Below are 15833 nucleotides of genomic sequence, written 5' to 3'. Positions count from 1 at the left end.
AAAAAATTCGACTTCATTCCATTACATTCTCTACATTAAAAATAATTATTCAGGCTGTATCATTCACCCTTGTGACTTCCATGTAAAATAGTCTGTCAGCACTCGGATAGCTACCTCGATGGCTTCCTCTGCAGGCTCCAGCTTAGCATGGTGCAAGCCATAAGGCGTATCCACGCCAAGCCAGAACATCAAGCCAGGAATTCGTTCCAGAAAATACCCGAAGTCCTCTCCGGTCATCGCTTCTCCGCATTCAACAAGCTGCACATCCTGCCGATTACTAACCCATTTCATGAATTCCTCAGTCACCTTGGCTTCATTGTATACTTGCAAATAATTGGAGCCATAATGAATCTTCGCTTGGCATTCAAATCCAGCTTCCACACCGCGCACCAGCGCCTCAATCCGCGATTTAACCAGCGTCATCGTATCGGCAGACAACGTTCGGATCGTACCTTCCAAACGGGCGGTTTCCGCGATAATATTCTGCTTCGTGCCTCCGCTAACCTTACCAACCGTAATGACCGCTGCATCCAGTGGGTTCACATTACGGGCTACCACCGTCTGTAATTGTCCCACCAGCTGGCAAGCAGCCACTACCATATCATTCGCCTTGTGTGGATACGCCGCATGCCCCCCCGTACCCTTGAGGTCGATGAAAAGCTCCGATGTATTGGCAAATAGGATGCCCGGGCGAGTGGCTATGGTGCCTACAGGATATTCTGGTGCAACATGCAATGCGACAATTTCATCCGGCATCCAGTCGGCCAGCTCCGTGCTGTCCCGCATAGGCAAGGCTCCACCAGGTCCTTCCTCAGCTGGTTGAAACAACACGACCAGATCATCCTTAATCGGATGACTCGCAAAGTGTGTTACAATTCCTAATCCAATCGTCATATGTAAGTCGTGACCACAAGCATGCATGTAGCCGGGATGAGTCGAACGGAAATCGTAACCCGTCTCTTCCTCAATCGGTAAACCATCCATATCACAACGATATCCATAGCGGCGCTCAGGAGCCGTTCCATGAATAAGTACTAACACGCCCGTACGCCATGTACGAATGTCCAGCCGCTCCTGAGGGAGCGTTTCCAAGTAGTTCAGCAAATATCGTTGTGTTTTATATTCCTCAAACCCTGGCTCGGGAATTTGATGCAGATCCCTTCGTATTTGAACAAAAGAACGATCATCGGCTGTGCTCATTTTGCTGCTACGCCTCCTTTTTATAGCTCATCAGCTCTTATCGGGCAAAAGAATAAAAGGACAAAAGCCCGGCGCAGCCGCCGAGCCTTGTCCGTTGTGCTTCGTCCCTATGTTATGCTGTCAGTGTATTATGCTCCTGACAAGGAATCGTTCACCTTTGGTACCTAAAAAACGTTGCCTTCTTACAGAACGCGCAGTTCTTTCAAAATCTCAGTTTTGGATTTGGTCTTGTCATCGACCTGTTTGATTACACGTGCAGGTGTACCAGCTACTACGGAGTATGGAGGCACATCTTCAGTTACAACCGCTCCGGCTGCAACAACTGCACCTTTACCAATGCGTACGCCTTCCAGTACAACCGAGTTCGCACCGATCAATACTTCGTCTTCTACGATAACAGGCTGTGCGGATGGTGGCTCAATGACACCTGCAAGGACGACGCCTGCACCGATGTGGCACATGTTGCCGACTTTAACACGACCGCCCAGCACAGCATTCATATCAATCATGGTGCCTTCACCAATCGTAACGCCAATGTTAATCACTGCGCCCATCATAATGACTGCGTTGTTACCAATGCCCACCATATCGCGGATATAGGCGCCTGGCTCAATGCGTGCATTGATGCCTTTCAGATCCAGCATTGGAACAGCAGAGTTACGGCGGTCATTTTCCACCACATAATCTTCTTCTTTCGCGTTTGCGCTATCCAGTACAGGCTTGATATCGGCCCAATCACCAAATACCACACCGCTGTCTCCAGAAATAAAAGCTTGAACATTCTCGCCAAAAGATGCGGAAGCCAAAGCCCCTTTTACATATACTTTAACAGGCGTCTTTTTCTTGCTGTTTTTAATCACGTTGATGACTTCTTGTGTATTCATTTCGATGGACATATTAAATCTAACAACTCCTTCATCGCTTCATACGACTTCGCAAGCCGGAATGATCTTATTCTCTCATCCTTTATAGCACAAAAGTGCAGGTCTCGCAATTACAGATTAGACCTTCGAATCGCTAATCCAGTACGTAAAACAACAAATTTCAGCAGTTTGACTGCCTTAAATTCATGATTATAAGCCAGGGACCACCTTAATTTTAAACAGGATTATTTATTAGCTTGCAGGCTCTCCAGCGATGTATAAATGAAGGATTCGAATCCTTCAGCAGGTTCACCATGTGGAATGTTCACTTTCACGCTGAAAGCGCCCGTAGTATTTTCCACAACAATATATTGCTGGGTGATCTTCGAACCGTTCGCTTGCAAGAACAGACGGCTGCTGGTCAGCGCTTGAGGCACGACTGCTTTGTCCAGCTTTTGTACCTTGCCTATGGAAGCCAGGTCCTTCTCGCCATCTTTTTGAAGCTCATCTAAATTAAAGTTGGAGGGCAGCTTCGTAATTTCGGCGTAGTAGTTATCATCTACCGCCAAAGCGACACGGTTTTGATCGGGAAACAGGGACATCGGATCAAACACATACAACGAATAGCCCTCTCCCTTTGCCAAAGTTGCTGTCTGCTTTTCCCTTTTCCCTTCAAGGGTAAGCTCAAAAGTTTGAGTTTTCGCGCGTTCCCCGCCTACTTGTTGACCAGAGCTTCCGTTTTGATTGCTATTTGTTGCAGCCTCTGTCTTTTGTATTTTCGTTAAAGTCAGTTGCTTCGCTGTCGCGTCGCCCTCTACTGCTTTTTCGGTATATTCAAACGCTACTGGATCACCTTCTTTAAGCCCAGCTATTACCGTGTCTAGTCCTTCTCCTAGCTGGAAGGATTGGGCTTCGCCATTGGTTTCAATCTCTACCGTATGCGGGTCAGCAGCTCCGTTGTATACACCTGTGCCTTTTTTAACCTGCGGCTCAGCGACCGGCTCCGGAGTGGCTTGCGGCTGTTGCGTTTGCGGTTGGTCTGCCCCTTGAGGTGCATTGTTATTGGTTTGCGGTTTCGTACCACAGGCTGATAGAGCCAGCACTGCCACGATAGTCAGTAGTATGATTGAAAATGTGTTATGTTTCTTCATAAAATCCACCTCCACTTTGATAGACGAGCTTGTGCAGTAAAAGTTCTATACAGCATCTCACTTAAAATCCTTTCCTCTCGCTCCCGTTTATTATATTCTCAGGATTTTGCAAAATCCTAATACCATGGGGATGCCAGGTACGGTATAATGGGCTATATTAAACCTCATTTTCGAGATACCGTTAGAAGGAATATTAACGTATTTATTTTCTTCCATACGGATGGAGCTGCCACATGAATCAAGCACACAAACCGTCGTTTTCCTTTGAATTATTATACATCATAGGTATTATCGCTATTTCGTTCTCCTCGATCTTCGTCAGATGGTCTGAAGCCGAGGTGTCCGTCATCGCTATGTACCGTTTGTACCTGACCAATCTTCTGATGCTGCCATTGGTCTGGAAATACCGCACCGAGCTATTCAGCCTCACTCGCAAGCAGTGGATGATGATCCTCTGGTCCGGTATCGCGCTAGGGCTGCATTTCTTGCTGTGGATGGGCTCGCTGCGACTGACCACCGTTGCAAGCTCTACTGTCATTATGACATTGGAACCGATCCTTGTCATGCTCGGTTCTTTTTTGTTTTTCCGGACAGGCACAAATCGCGCTATGCTCTTTGGAATGGGCATGGCCTTTGTCGGCTCACTGGCCATTGGCGCAGGGGATTTTCATGTCTCAGGACAAGCTCTGCTCGGAGATGCGCTGTCCTTCTTGGGTATGGTAGCCGTGTCCATCCATATGCTGATGGGCAAGCATCTACGCGAGCATTTGAGCGCTTTTGTCTATAATTTTTGGGTTTTTATCATCGCAGCCACATCGCTTGCGCTGTATAATGTGGTCAATGCCATACCTTTTACTGGATATGCCCCACGCGAATGGGGACTGTTCCTGCTGCTTGCCATTGTGCCTACACTGTTCGGACACTATCTGTTTAACTGGCTACTCAAATACATTAACGCCACCGCGGTGTCGATGGCGGTACTCGGTGAGCCCGTTATTTCTTCCCTGCTGGCTTGGGTGCTGCTCGGGGAGAGGTTGTCTACTTTGCAATTTGGTGCAGGCTTTTTTATCCTGTTCGGGGTATGGGTTTTTATCCGATACGGAGCGGATTTTAAAAAGCAAGTTGTCCACCAAAGTGAGTTGCCCGGCACTGAGCCCCCCTGAAGGCTAACTCTTAGCTTATTACCCCTTTTTCATAAACCATACTCAATGGATTAAATTTACTATTAAAAAAAGGAAGGCGGAATCCTCTATGAAATCCATCGTATCCAAACGCTGGTTGCTGGCCCGATTGTACGAACCAGACATAATCATTGCCGACTGCCGTTCCCTGCTCGGACAAGCCGGGGCTGGACGGAACGAATTTAATGAAGACCATATCCCAGGGGCGGTTCACTTCGATTTGGAGGAAGACCTTACCGCTCCTCTAGGCGAGCATGGTGGCCGCCATCCGCTACCTGATGTGGATACACTTGCCGCACGTTTGAGCCGTGCCGGGATCAATGCAGGTTCACGCATCGTCGCTTATGATGACCAAGGAGGTATGATGGCCTCCCGCTTCTGGTGGCTGCTGCGCTACCTCGGGCATGAGCAGGTATACGTACTGGAAGAAAGCTACAGCGCTTGGAAGGAAGCAAAATTCCCCGTTACGGCAGACCAGCCGATTCGCATTCCCTCAACCTTTGTGGCAAATGTTCAGCCACAAATGCTTACAAGTATGAAAGAAGTACAACGTATATCCGAAACTTCTGTTCCTGTTGGCTCCTATATCGGTTTTTCACCTATATTGATCGACTCCAGAGAGCGTCCGCGCTACCTGGGGCTGGAAGAGCCCATAGATCAAGCAGCGGGGCATATCCCCGGTGCAGTGAATTTCTTCTGGAAAGAGGTCTTGGATGAAAAGGGGGCATTTAAAAACGCAGAGCAGTTAAAACAGCATTTCTCAGACCTTGATCAGAACGCTGAGTTCATCGTATATTGCGGATCAGGCGTATCTGCCTGTCCGAATGTTCTGGCTTTGAATGAGGCAGGATTTAGTAATGTGAGACTCTATCCGGGAAGCTGGAGCGATTGGATCAGCTATGAGGAAAATCCGGTGGCGACCGGACAGGAATAATCCATTTTAAACAGATATACAGGTTCTAAAGACAAACACACTGCCTTAAGCGAATAGGCGCTTACGGCAGTGTGTTTACTTAATTTTGCAATAGGTCTCTGGGTTGATTTCCGAATATGGTTACCATTAACTTATCGTACTAATTAAAATATAGGGTTTAATTCCAACCACTTTTGAAGCAGTTTAATATCTTCATCGACATTTTTGATGACAGCAGAGTCTCCCCAAGTATTTGGAAGATAAGAAATGTATAGAGTACCAATATTAAAAATTCTTCTGAAGGGAATAAAGAGGGCAATAGAATCTACTTCACTTTGACTCATTGCTCTAACCTTGTTATATCCATTTAAGAATTGATATTTTCGTTCCTCTCTCTTTTGTAGTTTTGTTTCGTCACATCCCATGCCAAATGGGAAAGCATACAAAGATATGTCATATGCTCTCCATCCATTTCCACAGAAATCAAAATCAAAAAGGATAGGATTACTGTTAGCGTCAACTCGGATATTCCCACTATATATGTCGCCGTGACATATACCATATTGCGGTCTTTCAACAGTCAAACACTCTAGTTTATCGCTCACATTCTTTGCAACTTCCTCTAAAAAATGCAGGTCAAAATCATGAATGGTTGAGAACTGCCTTATAGCATCCATAGAATTATCTATAAATGAGTCAGCATCTAGATTCCATCGTTTTTTTCCAAGCTCACATTTGTCCCAAGCATTATGAATTGTAGCAATATAACTACCTAGTCTCTCGTTTAATTCAGCTGTTTCCTCAATTTGGTTAAACTCATGTTTTCCAACAGACGTATATAGTACTCCATACCTTATCCCATTTGCAGTGTTAAACTGTGAAATAAATTTTCCATCATGTCTTGTAACTGGTGTAGTAATTTCAATGTCTGATAATTTTAGGTGATTGAGCAAATCTACCTCTGTTTGTATTTCTTCCATGCTTCTTATTCCTTTACGGTATACCTTAAAGAAATACTCTTTTTCGTCTGCATTAACTCTATATATGTCATGTATGCCTCTATAAAATAACCGGCATTTAAGTAAGGCATAAGAAAAATATTCTCTTGAAATGTACTCACGGAGTGCATCTGCAGATAGTACAGATATCTCCAACGGAAAAATATCCAAATGAATATCTCCCTTCAACATTATTCATTCGATGTACCCAGCTGCATATGATCCGGTATCAACTGACTCTATCGATCGTTTAATCCCTTTCCATTGAGAATGTCCCGCATACATTTTTCAATCCTTGATTCACGAGTTTTAGATTGCTTGGGCGCAGAAAAATGCATAACGTATGCTCTTTGTCGTCCCGGCGTCAATGCAGCAAAAGCAGTTTTCAAGGCAGGATCTTCATCTAATTTAGCCTGAAATTCCTCAGGAAATATGAGTTCTGTATTCTTTTTGAAATCCACTTTCAACCCGGCTTTTTCCACTTCAATGGCTTCATTAATATAGTCCTTTAAGATGGCTTCCATCTCAACAATTCCTTCAACATAAGTGAACCGTATCTGGCGCCCCGCCTGCGTATCCTCCCCAGGTTTGATTAGAATACCATTGGGGTCTTTTAACAAAGCACCTTTGAAAAACATAAGCGCACAGTGTTCTTTAAATCCTTGTATTATAGCTATGTTACTATTCTGAAACATGTAACATGGTTTACCCCACTTCAATTCTTCAGTGAGCTGGCAGTCAAGCATGATCGCTCTCAACTTCTCCATTTCTGCCTTCCATTTTTTCACTTTATCTAAATACACATCAACCTTAGGATTCATTTCCTCTCTATTTGTCATGTTTGCTCCCCCCTTAATGTTTTTGCTCATAATGTTTATGTATATATATTTACAGAAAATCTATAGAATAGCCATCACATTGCTATATTTATTATATGTTCACCTCATCCCATCTATAAATTACATAATCCAATTGACATATAACTAGCAATAAATAAACTACGTTTATGCATAGATATATTTTAATTTTTTTCTTGTATTTATCTAAATCTACTTCTTCGTTCACTTCTCTTTCTTTTATTTTCTCACTCCAACTCATTATTCTTGAGAATTCTACTGCACCCAATACTCCTCATAGCAATGGAAAGACTAGAAATATGGCATTTACTAGAGACAATAATATACCCATCCCTACATCATCCATTGTCCTTATTGATTTAAAACAAATGTGCACCACTAGTGACAGACTAAATAATCCCAAGCCTATAACACTTACTATCGGTTTGTCTTGCATTCTCATTTTTTTATTCCCTTCGCTTCCAATTACATATAACGATCTGTATTCACGATGTCCCAGCGCTTTAGGACTAATAGTCCGTCTGTTACTTGCGGCAGTTAAGCGGGTTGATGTATCTGTTGAATTGCTTCCCCGCAATAGCTCTCCAATATTTTGAACAACTACATATCTTAATTCATATTCTTGTTGTTTTTCTGTATGTGTCAGACATTCTCTTATGGAACCCATTTCTAATATATTCAAATCATTAAAATGTTCTATTAAATTTTCTTCAGTAAAGAAGTGAGCATATTTCCCTTTCTTGTATTCATATGTTCCTTCCTCAACGTTCCTACCCACACCATTATTAAAATCGCGATCAGAAAAACACGTAAAATACATCACTCCCTGTTCCTTCAAATGCATCACACAATTCTGTATCAGTTTTTTTCGGTCTTCTAACAAAAATAAATGTAATAAATCATAACAATATATGCCGTCATACCTTTTGCTTGTACGAAACTCTAACACCGATTCTTGAATAAAATTCGTTTTTAAATCCCATTCTTTTGCTAGATTTATAGCTGAACTAGATATCTCAATTCCATCAACCTCAAAATAAGAAGAGAACATCTTGGTATTTCTCCCATACCCAGCACCAGGAACCAAAATATGATGTGCATTATTCTTTTTGAACAAATCTATAGCCTGCGTTACAGTTTGACTTGGTTCACAACCCCAAATCATTCCTTCTTCAGCAAACCTTTTGTTCCAATAATCTCTCATATTATTCACCTGCCTATATACTCACATAGCTCTTCTTTTAAGGTCATCAATCTGTCTTATATGATGTTGATCATGCCAGATAAAATCTTTTAAATATGATATTACAGTAAACTCCCCGTCAGCATATTCTTTAGTAAACTTGTCGTCTTCCAAACTCTCTATACTCTGCAATATCATGTTACGGTACTGAATAGTCATTTCAATTAATTCTTCCTTGGTTTTTGTTTTTCCATATTCAACAGCATCCTGATTAAATTTGTCAAAATCAATGTGTGTTAATGTCAAAGGCATATTGTTTAATATCGGATTTATGGCTGCTTCATAAAAGTATTTATCCCACAGCAGTATATGACTTACGATATCCTGAACTGACCATTTATCTTCGGCAATCTTTATTTGCCAATCCATTTCACGAATCTCAGAAACAAAACGTATCCATTCCTTGAACTCCTCTAGTAACCGCGACTTCTCATTCATGGTTTCAGACCCCTCTTTTCAAATTTGAGCTATTTAGAATAACGTTTCTGTACTCATGAACCCCAAAGGGGTTGTCTGCTGAAAATCTTTTTTATGAATTTTCCCGTTTCTTTAAGCACAATTCCTAGCTTCAATCTAAGATCCTCAACCCTCACTCCCTCCTCGACACGTCTCAAAAATTGATTATTTTCAGGTATCTCATAATTTTTCAACCAGTCGAGTCTAACTTCTTTTTCAACATTCCTGCCTGGTGAAAATTCACAAATCTCCGGTCGCCATGTGAGTTCATGTATTTTATCTAAATCTTCTAAAAGATATTCCCGAAGGATAATGTCTTTACATTCTATAGACAGGCTATACGTGGAATCCTCCTCAGAGTGCATGTTGACTCTCCTTTGATTGTATTGGTACTACAATGGATTCGCACTGCTTTCCTATAATGTTTCTGTGTTCGCGAGATCTGCCGCTAATCGGATGTGTCTGGCTAAATCCATTCCCCAAAATTCCTCTGTCAGACTGAGGGCGTTAGCCTGATGTGTGAAACTTTTATTAGATGACTCCTTCCAGACTTCATTGTACTGACTTACACTAATTTCTTAGCTACAAAGGTTATACAATCCATTGATAGTTTCACGAGTTGTTTATTTCTTTCAATTTCATATTCCAGTTGCTTTACTAATCGTTTTTTAACTTCCCATCCAATGTAGTGATGTCTTAATAATTCCATCATACTTTCAGTCGAGATATTTACTTCAAACATTGGCTCTAATTGTTGTGCATCCTTCATTCTCATCTCTTTTATATTCGTTCCAACAACAATGCAATTGGTTCCATTTATTTTTGTTCCTGTAGTCATTTCTTCAATTTTTAATTCCATTTCCCTTTCCGATCTTACATGCTCCAAAGCAGATACAGCTATTATAATGTCATACTCATCTTGTTTAATATTGAAGTTTTCAATATCAGATAATTTTGTTTCAATAAATTGTTCGACACCATACTCTCTACTATAATTTTCCAACTTATCAATAGCAGACTTTAATAAATCCACGCAAACTACTTTTCCTTTTCTAATCTTCATGGATTCAGCTATAGGAATACTATTTCTACCAATTCCAGCTCCTAAATCAAGCACCGATAGATTATCGTAATCTTTATATTCAGCTAGAAGGTCCAATACCGTTTGTACCGGTCTATGTAACCAAGAACCGGACTCAAACAAATTGTAATTGTCATAACAGAAATCATGATACTTCTTCTCTTCTAATCTTATATTCTCTACCTTATCCAAGTTCTCACCACGAGCTTTCTGCATGTTTTATCTTTAACGTCTCTGTATTCACACGAACTCAAGGGTTGTCTGCTGAAAATCTCTCGCCGAAATCCATCTTGGAGACCTAGCTCCATAAGGAGCCGCAGACCAAATATTATGATATAAGATTTTTGAGTCTAACATTCTAATGCCCATAATTAACCATCTAAATAAAATGAATATTCTGTACTAACCAAACCAGAAAATCACTCTTACATCTTCAGCATTCCCTAATTTCGATAATTTTGGAATTGTTTCATTGATGAAACCCGAACATGTATCCATAATATTTCTATATTCCATAAATTGATCACAATAATAATTTTCATCCCATTTAAAATTAATTAAATCCTTCAATAATAGCCAACTGTGGTCATAAAAATCATCTTTATCCTCGAATGCAACTTCACTCAATTCAGGGGAGATATCCACCGGAAGACCTCTTGGCAAAGATAGAAACTTTAGATTATGATCATTCCTAGTATTCGATAGAATACTGAATAAATCATAGTTCCTATCGCCACTATAAAATTCATAAGGATCACTTGGTTTCAATTTAGCAGTCTTGTCTTCAGGATATAGATAGTAATCTGGGTTAACATTCCACTTATCTGCACTTACCCAAATAGCAGTATCATTTAATTCTGCCTTACTCTTTTTAATTTTTCTCCAAGTACCATCAATCTGTTCATATTCGTCTCTGAAGTGCCTTTTCTCTACAAAAAACCAAATATCTGTGCCCATATAACCTCCCAATTATGTTTTTTGAATACATCCTACTTTTAAAGTCTCTGTACTGTACCAATAGAAATCTTCATATTAGGTGCATATACTAACCAAGATTTATCACTGAACTCTTCAGAAAAAGTTGCTTCTGCTTCATATTGTTTTTGAGCTTCCATTTCGTTTAATACTCTGGCCAATAAATTTTTGAGTACCTCTGAAATATCATTAGGTTCTTGTCCCAAGCCTTCTTCTTTCAAAGAACTATAAAGCATGTTTTTACTTTCCGAGTCCATATTCTAATCAAGAAAGTTCACCTTATCGCTAACCCTACACCCTATATTTCTTAAGCCTAGCTGGCTTAGCATGATCGGTATTTGGATGCCTATATTTCCGTCTTTATCTGTACGCTTATGATCTCTCTCATATAACTCCTGTAGAATACCTAACCGAATGACATTGCTTTGTTCAATTCCATCTAAATAATAATTCGCCATATTACCAATCCAGTGTGGTTCAAAACAGATAACCATCCCATTATCCTGAACACAATTAACCATCTTCTGTAGAATGCTCTTTGGATTAGGCATATGTAATAAAAAAGCATGACTGACTGCTATGTCATACTTCTTTTCTAATTCCACTTTTTCAATATCACACTCTATAAATTCAGCATTATAAGAGAGTTTCGAAAATATTTCATTGGCTTGCTTTATTAATTCCATGCCTTTGTCAATGCCAGTATATGTTGATCCATTTGGTAGCAATGGAAGAAGCTTTAGTCCCAAATATCCAAATCGGCATCCATAATCTACGATCTCTACAGGTTTATTTATCTTCCACACCTTTTGTATAAGAAATTCCAAATAATCATCGTTATAGTACAACCAGCGGGTATTTCGTAGGTAATCAATTTTATTGTCCCAATAATATTCAGACATAAAAATCCCCCTAGTTATTTTATTACGTCGCTTCTCCGACAACTTGCTCTAATGACTAAATTCCTTTCTAATCATGTCCTTCTTCTCATCTATTATTTCCTTTAACTTAATAGCCTCTTTTTCTGTTATTTCTCCATTTTTTCTTTCAGCTTCTATTTCTTCTTTAATATCCTCTAATAAGGCTCTTGTCTGATATAACCTCAATCCAGTCCATTCAGAAATAAAAAAATCATCCTCTACCGTACCATCTAGATTGAAAATCATCCTATAATAACCTATATGACTTGTTCTATATTCGATTCTAATTTTCACTTCAACATACTCAAGATCTCTATTGCTTGGGTCTAAATATTCCAAACTCTTGATATGTAAGGAAAAATCCTCTATTAAAATCTTTAAATAATCTTTATCATAGTCCCAAAACAACTCATCAAATTGCTCAGGCTCCTCGAGCTTGTAGGTATTTAAATTAAGCCAAAAAGCTTCTAATGCCCGGTTTCTTATATTGTGTTTGTCTACCCAATCTCTTAGTTTTTTTACATCCATAAGATCCATCACCCCATAAAGTATTTTGTCGTATTTCTGATAATGTTTCTGTGGCCATAACGCCCGACGCCTTCGTAGACCAAGGAAGCGAAAGCGACAACAGTGTGAATTACTTAATTCAATTTCCCTTTAGGGCTCTACTCGAACTAATACCTCTTCCATAGTCATTTCTGGAGTTATAATTATCGTTTTGTTTAGTTTTCGACTTAGGTCTTTTAGAAGATTCATGAGTACATCTATTTTTTTCTCTGAGTCTATCTGTATTGGTGAAATATCAAATTCAATAACACTTCCTTCATACAAATACCCACAAATATCAATTTCATTATATTCAATAGTTACCCCAATACTTGCTTCTCTTTTAATTCTTAACAATTCAGCAATATCTCTAATTTTAGTTATTAACCCATCTATAGTCACTCGATAATTAATTTCATTGCTTTCCAAATACTCAAAAATTATAGCCCATATTTGGATGTCTGTATCCAATATATAAATGTCCCTTAGACTTCCATCTTTAAAGAATACTTCATTCGCTACTTCATCGTAATTCATGCAAACCTCCTAACACTCCGCGTTTCACCTAACGTTCTTGTATTTCACGAGTCCTCACTATCTATTTGCTTCTAATCTTCGTTCATTCTATCTGCTCGTATCCAACTCATTTCCTCAATGTTTAATAATTCTTTAAACTCTTCTACTAATTGATGCTCAGATTCTAATTGTGTATAATAATTATTATTCAAAATATCGTCTAATTGTTTTATTTGTTCATTATCCAGTTCAAAAAATCTAAATGTTTTTAGATTGCAATTTGTAAACTGTTTTGCTATTTTCTCATTGTATTCATTAGATCTCAGAACTTCTTCAATTAATTCAATTCTGATTTTGTCCCCTCTAGGGTCTACATATAAAAATTCAATGTGATCTTCCTCTGGATATTTTTCTTCTGCAAGCTTAATAATTGAAGTATCTAATAAAACATATGATATATGAAGACTTGCTATCTCTTGTGAATTGTAAACTACACGGTATCCCCAACAGTGATCTTCAAAATTATAAAAATATAACACTGGGATTTTTCCTGAAATTTGAAATAGGCTTTCCGGAATTTCTTCACTTTCTTCTGTATCTTTGGTTATAAAAACAAACCATTTGTCATTTAAATCCTCCGCGTATACAGGATCATGCTCAAGAATTGCCTCTTTATATTTCAATAGTGATAAACTTCCTGAAGTCAATTCACTCATTGTTTTGGCTCCTTTTTAGTCACATCTCACTAATACTCTTCAAATTTATATTTTGTTAATTTATTTAATTCGATCACTTGTTCTTGATTAAAATAGCCCACTAGGCAGCCTTGATCTAAAATTGAAATATACAATTTCATGGATTGTTCAGTCTGTGTTAACTCATTAAATTTGTTGAATATCTCCATATCCAACCAATCATCATCTACTTTCATTTCCCATCTTGTAAGTTCATTCTTATATTCAAAGGAGGCCCATGCAGTACTATTCTGAATATCTACGTAATCCGTTATCTTATTTAAATTAAGTTTTGTCATATTTTTTAACCGCATTATTACTCTTGCATAGTCTCCATGGTCCTCAATACATTCAGCATCCAAATACCAAATTTCATCAGATACATTTATAAATTCACCATTGACTTCAACTTCTCTACCTAAAGTAAGTAGTAGCAAGTTGTAGGGATCTTCTTCATATTCACTTCTTGAAGTTTCTTCTAAAAGTAATTCTTTCTTTAAACCTACCCTCATAAAGATGCCCAATTCAGAAAGTTGGTTTAGTTGATCTTCAAATATTGCTTTCTTTTTCTTAAATAAACCAAACAGCTTGAACACCTTCTTTTTATAGTTTGCATCCCTTTGCTATAACGTTACTATGTTCATGAAGCTTGCCAGGGATTGTCTTACCTGATCAAACCTCCTCGGAATGCCTCTTGTAAACAAAAGCCCTCAGACCTGATTACAGACCGAAGCGTGAATTCATGTTATCAGAAGTTCATTTCTTCCGAAATACTCCCAAGATGTTGATTCTATATATTCTTTATTTCTTCATTATACTTTTTTTCGTATTATTCAATTCGATCTGTTGCATGCAACTCATTATTAAAACTATCAATAAAGAAATTATAACTTCCCATTTCAATATTAATAATGTTTCTGAATCAGGATACAATATACTTTGAGAGGATAGTCCCCAATTCATGTAGTTTAGGGCATGTGATAGTAATGTTGAAATTGATATTAATATCCAGTTCTCTATAAAGTAATAATTGTTATGATCTTTATTGAACCAACCATTAATAACTACTAAACAAAAAGGAATAATTATGGTTGTTCCCATTGCAGAAAAGAAAGTAACAATCCACAATTCTTCAAAAACATTTATCAACATCCAAATAGGTAACAAAGTTAGATGAAATATAACTATTGGCAATATGTTAATGGTGAAAAGGTTTCTTCGTATTATTGCAATTAGTTTTGTAATTTCTATCCCTCTTTCTATTGTTTTTTGAGGACTAGAGATTTTCTGATAACGTTTTTGTACCTACGAACGCGAGAGGCTTAAGTTGCAATAGGGCTGACTGCTCAAATACAAACAGGACGTTGGCCCACATTAATTTTTTATAATGGTTTGTAATTTATCTATAACTTCATTCCGATCTTCACCGTTTACTTCACATACTCGAGCCGCTAAAGTTGGTGCCATCCATTCCTCAAGGACTTTTGGGTTCATTCCAGATAGCATTAAATACTCTCTTAGATACTCTCTATTAAAAAATTCACGATATTCGCTCTTAATTATCCAACTGGGAGCATTAGACGGTAGTGCGTGTGATTATATCATCATCGAAGTTCTAGTAACATCTGCCGCTTGATTACCAACCAAAACATTCATCCAATCAATAATTATAGGCCCATTGGATGAAAGGATAATGTTGCCGGGGTGAAAATCATAATGACAAAGTGCATTACCTTCAGGCAATACATTAAGAACATCTACAGCAATTTGCTTCTCATATTCTTTAATCACTTCAGCAGTATTAATTTTGTTGGTTAATTCAGTTTTTAGATTTGAATTAAATTTGATCTCAATATTATGTAATTCAAAATGAAGTTGCGCCATTAGCTTAGCATAATGAGAAACACTTAATTTCGTTGGTTCTATTTGTTTTAGCATTGTTGGCCCATAAATTTTTTCATAAATAAGACACGACGTGCCCTCATACTCCAAAAGGCCAGAATAATTAGGTGCTCTAAGATTTAAGTTATTTATAATCTCAGCATTTTTTGCTTCCTTTTTTGCCTCGTGCATTGAGCGGCTTTGATCATGAAAAATCTTTATTACTTCGGTTTTCCCCCATTCATAGACACTTGCAGTATTACCAATACCAAGTAATTCACCTATCATAATTTGTCCCTTTCTTCAAGCAACAAGACG

17 protein-coding genes and 1 pseudogene are annotated in these 15833 nt (G+C 38.6%); 2 read left to right on the top strand and 16 right to left on the bottom strand.

Features of this window, described 5'->3' with window-relative positions; translation table 11 throughout:
* Nucleotides 1–63: 63 nt before the first annotated feature.
* The 3 genes from BN1546_RS19840 to BN1546_RS19830 form a co-directional block, all read right to left on the bottom strand.
* A complete protein-coding gene (locus BN1546_RS19840) occupies nucleotides 64–1200 on the bottom strand; it encodes an N-acetyldiaminopimelate deacetylase (RefSeq protein ID WP_090738682.1) in 1137 nt (378 codons plus the stop codon).
* Between the two features lie 182 nt (nucleotides 1201–1382).
* The gene (dapD, locus tag BN1546_RS19835; protein ID WP_013372273.1) at nucleotides 1383–2096 is read right to left on the bottom strand and encodes a 2,3,4,5-tetrahydropyridine-2,6-dicarboxylate N-acetyltransferase; all 714 of its coding nucleotides are present in this window, start codon (nucleotides 2094–2096) and stop codon (nucleotides 1383–1385) included.
* 212 nt (nucleotides 2097–2308) lie between these two features.
* Nucleotides 2309–3214 (bottom strand): hypothetical protein, encoded by a 906-nt coding sequence (locus BN1546_RS19830; protein ID WP_090738681.1) that lies wholly within the window; start codon nucleotides 3212–3214, stop codon nucleotides 2309–2311.
* 233 nt (nucleotides 3215–3447) lie between these two features.
* Between BN1546_RS19830 and BN1546_RS19825 the strand changes: the two genes are divergently transcribed.
* Both BN1546_RS19825 and BN1546_RS19820 read left to right on the top strand, forming a co-directional pair.
* Nucleotides 3448–4377 (top strand): DMT family transporter, encoded by a 930-nt coding sequence (locus tag BN1546_RS19825; RefSeq protein ID WP_064962049.1) that lies wholly within the window; start codon nucleotides 3448–3450, stop codon nucleotides 4375–4377.
* A gap of 88 nt (nucleotides 4378–4465) precedes the next feature.
* Entirely contained in the window at nucleotides 4466–5329 is an 864-nt protein-coding gene (locus tag BN1546_RS19820; protein ID WP_090738680.1) for a sulfurtransferase, read from the top strand.
* Nucleotides 5330–5472: 143 nt separating this feature from the next.
* Here BN1546_RS19820 and BN1546_RS19815 read toward each other — a convergent pair whose 3' ends face one another.
* The 13 genes and pseudogenes from BN1546_RS19815 to BN1546_RS19755 all read right to left on the bottom strand — a co-directional run bounded on the left by BN1546_RS19815 (nucleotide 5473) and on the right by BN1546_RS19755 (nucleotide 15803).
* Complete coding sequence (locus BN1546_RS19815; protein ID WP_090738679.1) at nucleotides 5473–6477, bottom strand: phosphotransferase enzyme family protein; 1005 nt, start codon at nucleotides 6475–6477, stop codon at nucleotides 5473–5475.
* Nucleotides 6478–6545: 68 nt separating this feature from the next.
* On the bottom strand, nucleotides 6546–7145 hold the full coding sequence (locus BN1546_RS19810; protein WP_090738678.1) for a YdeI/OmpD-associated family protein: 600 nt from the start codon (nucleotides 7143–7145) through the stop codon (nucleotides 6546–6548).
* Between the two features lie 292 nt (nucleotides 7146–7437).
* A complete protein-coding gene (locus BN1546_RS19805) occupies nucleotides 7438–8367 on the bottom strand; it encodes a class I SAM-dependent methyltransferase (RefSeq protein WP_255305454.1) in 930 nt (309 codons plus the stop codon).
* 21 nt (nucleotides 8368–8388) lie between these two features.
* Nucleotides 8389–8844, bottom strand: a complete 456-nt coding sequence (locus BN1546_RS19800) for a DinB family protein (protein ID WP_090738677.1) — start codon at nucleotides 8842–8844, stop codon at nucleotides 8389–8391.
* Between the two features lie 53 nt (nucleotides 8845–8897).
* On the bottom strand, nucleotides 8898–9227 hold the full coding sequence (locus tag BN1546_RS19795) for a GNAT family N-acetyltransferase (protein WP_090738676.1): 330 nt from the start codon (nucleotides 9225–9227) through the stop codon (nucleotides 8898–8900).
* Nucleotides 9228–9427: 200 nt separating this feature from the next.
* Nucleotides 9428–10159 (bottom strand): class I SAM-dependent methyltransferase, encoded by a 732-nt coding sequence (locus BN1546_RS19790; protein ID WP_090738675.1) that lies wholly within the window; start codon nucleotides 10157–10159, stop codon nucleotides 9428–9430.
* Between the two features lie 186 nt (nucleotides 10160–10345).
* Entirely contained in the window at nucleotides 10346–10900 is a 555-nt protein-coding gene (locus BN1546_RS19785; protein WP_090738674.1) for a hypothetical protein, read from the bottom strand.
* 38 nt (nucleotides 10901–10938) lie between these two features.
* Nucleotides 10939–11820, bottom strand: a pseudogene (locus BN1546_RS19780) (class I SAM-dependent methyltransferase).
* Between the two features lie 48 nt (nucleotides 11821–11868).
* Nucleotides 11869–12366 carry a hypothetical protein gene (locus BN1546_RS19775; RefSeq protein ID WP_090738673.1) on the bottom strand — a complete coding sequence of 166 codons (498 nt, stop codon included), beginning with the start codon at nucleotides 12364–12366 and terminating at the stop codon, nucleotides 11869–11871.
* A 129-nt stretch (nucleotides 12367–12495) separates the two neighbouring features.
* Nucleotides 12496–12921: a hypothetical protein gene (locus BN1546_RS19770; RefSeq protein ID WP_013372289.1), complete on the bottom strand. Its 426-nt coding sequence runs from the start codon at nucleotides 12919–12921 to the stop codon at nucleotides 12496–12498.
* A gap of 71 nt (nucleotides 12922–12992) precedes the next feature.
* Nucleotides 12993–13616, bottom strand: a complete 624-nt coding sequence (locus BN1546_RS19765; protein ID WP_090738672.1) for a hypothetical protein — start codon at nucleotides 13614–13616, stop codon at nucleotides 12993–12995.
* 29 nt (nucleotides 13617–13645) lie between these two features.
* A complete protein-coding gene (locus BN1546_RS19760; RefSeq protein ID WP_255305452.1) occupies nucleotides 13646–14230 on the bottom strand; it encodes a hypothetical protein in 585 nt (194 codons plus the stop codon).
* Between the two features lie 1000 nt (nucleotides 14231–15230).
* A complete protein-coding gene (locus BN1546_RS19755; protein ID WP_255305451.1) occupies nucleotides 15231–15803 on the bottom strand; it encodes a phosphotransferase in 573 nt (190 codons plus the stop codon).
* Between the last annotated feature and the right edge of the window lie 30 nt (nucleotides 15804–15833).

The sequence above is a fragment of the Paenibacillus sp. Mc5Re-14 genome, assembly GCF_001049835.1.
GTDB classification, from domain to species: domain Bacteria; phylum Bacillota; class Bacilli; order Paenibacillales; family Paenibacillaceae; genus Paenibacillus; species Paenibacillus polymyxa_C.
Note: the sequence above shows the minus strand (reverse complement) of the source record. Positions and strands in the feature narration are given on the sequence as shown.

Bases quoted from the DNA above. Each gene is read 5' to 3' on its own strand.
- BN1546_RS19840 (WP_090738682.1), bottom strand. From the start codon at position 1,200: ATGAGCACAGCCGATGATCGTTCTTTTGTTCAAATACGAAGGGATCTG.
- dapD (WP_013372273.1), bottom strand. From the start codon at position 2,096: ATGTCCATCGAAATGAATACACAAGAAGTCATCAACGTGATTAAAAAC.
- BN1546_RS19830 (WP_090738681.1), bottom strand. From the start codon at position 3,214: ATGAAGAAACATAACACATTTTCAATCATACTACTGACTATCGTGGCA.
- BN1546_RS19825 (WP_064962049.1), top strand. From the start codon at position 3,448: ATGAATCAAGCACACAAACCGTCGTTTTCCTTTGAATTATTATACATC.
- BN1546_RS19820 (WP_090738680.1), top strand. From the start codon at position 4,466: ATGAAATCCATCGTATCCAAACGCTGGTTGCTGGCCCGATTGTACGAA.
- BN1546_RS19810 (WP_090738678.1), bottom strand. From the start codon at position 7,145: ATGACAAATAGAGAGGAAATGAATCCTAAGGTTGATGTGTATTTAGAT.
- BN1546_RS19805 (WP_255305454.1), bottom strand. From the start codon at position 8,367: ATGAGAGATTATTGGAACAAAAGGTTTGCTGAAGAAGGAATGATTTGG.
- BN1546_RS19800 (WP_090738677.1), bottom strand. From the start codon at position 8,844: ATGAATGAGAAGTCGCGGTTACTAGAGGAGTTCAAGGAATGGATACGT.
- BN1546_RS19795 (WP_090738676.1), bottom strand. From the start codon at position 9,227: ATGCACTCTGAGGAGGATTCCACGTATAGCCTGTCTATAGAATGTAAA.
- BN1546_RS19790 (WP_090738675.1), bottom strand. From the start codon at position 10,159: ATGCAGAAAGCTCGTGGTGAGAACTTGGATAAGGTAGAGAATATAAGA.
- BN1546_RS19785 (WP_090738674.1), bottom strand. From the start codon at position 10,900: ATGGGCACAGATATTTGGTTTTTTGTAGAGAAAAGGCACTTCAGAGAC.
- BN1546_RS19775 (WP_090738673.1), bottom strand. From the start codon at position 12,366: ATGGATGTAAAAAAACTAAGAGATTGGGTAGACAAACACAATATAAGA.
- BN1546_RS19770 (WP_013372289.1), bottom strand. From the start codon at position 12,921: ATGAATTACGATGAAGTAGCGAATGAAGTATTCTTTAAAGATGGAAGT.
- BN1546_RS19765 (WP_090738672.1), bottom strand. From the start codon at position 13,616: ATGAGTGAATTGACTTCAGGAAGTTTATCACTATTGAAATATAAAGAG.
- BN1546_RS19755 (WP_255305451.1), bottom strand. From the start codon at position 15,803: ATGATAGGTGAATTACTTGGTATTGGTAATACTGCAAGTGTCTATGAA.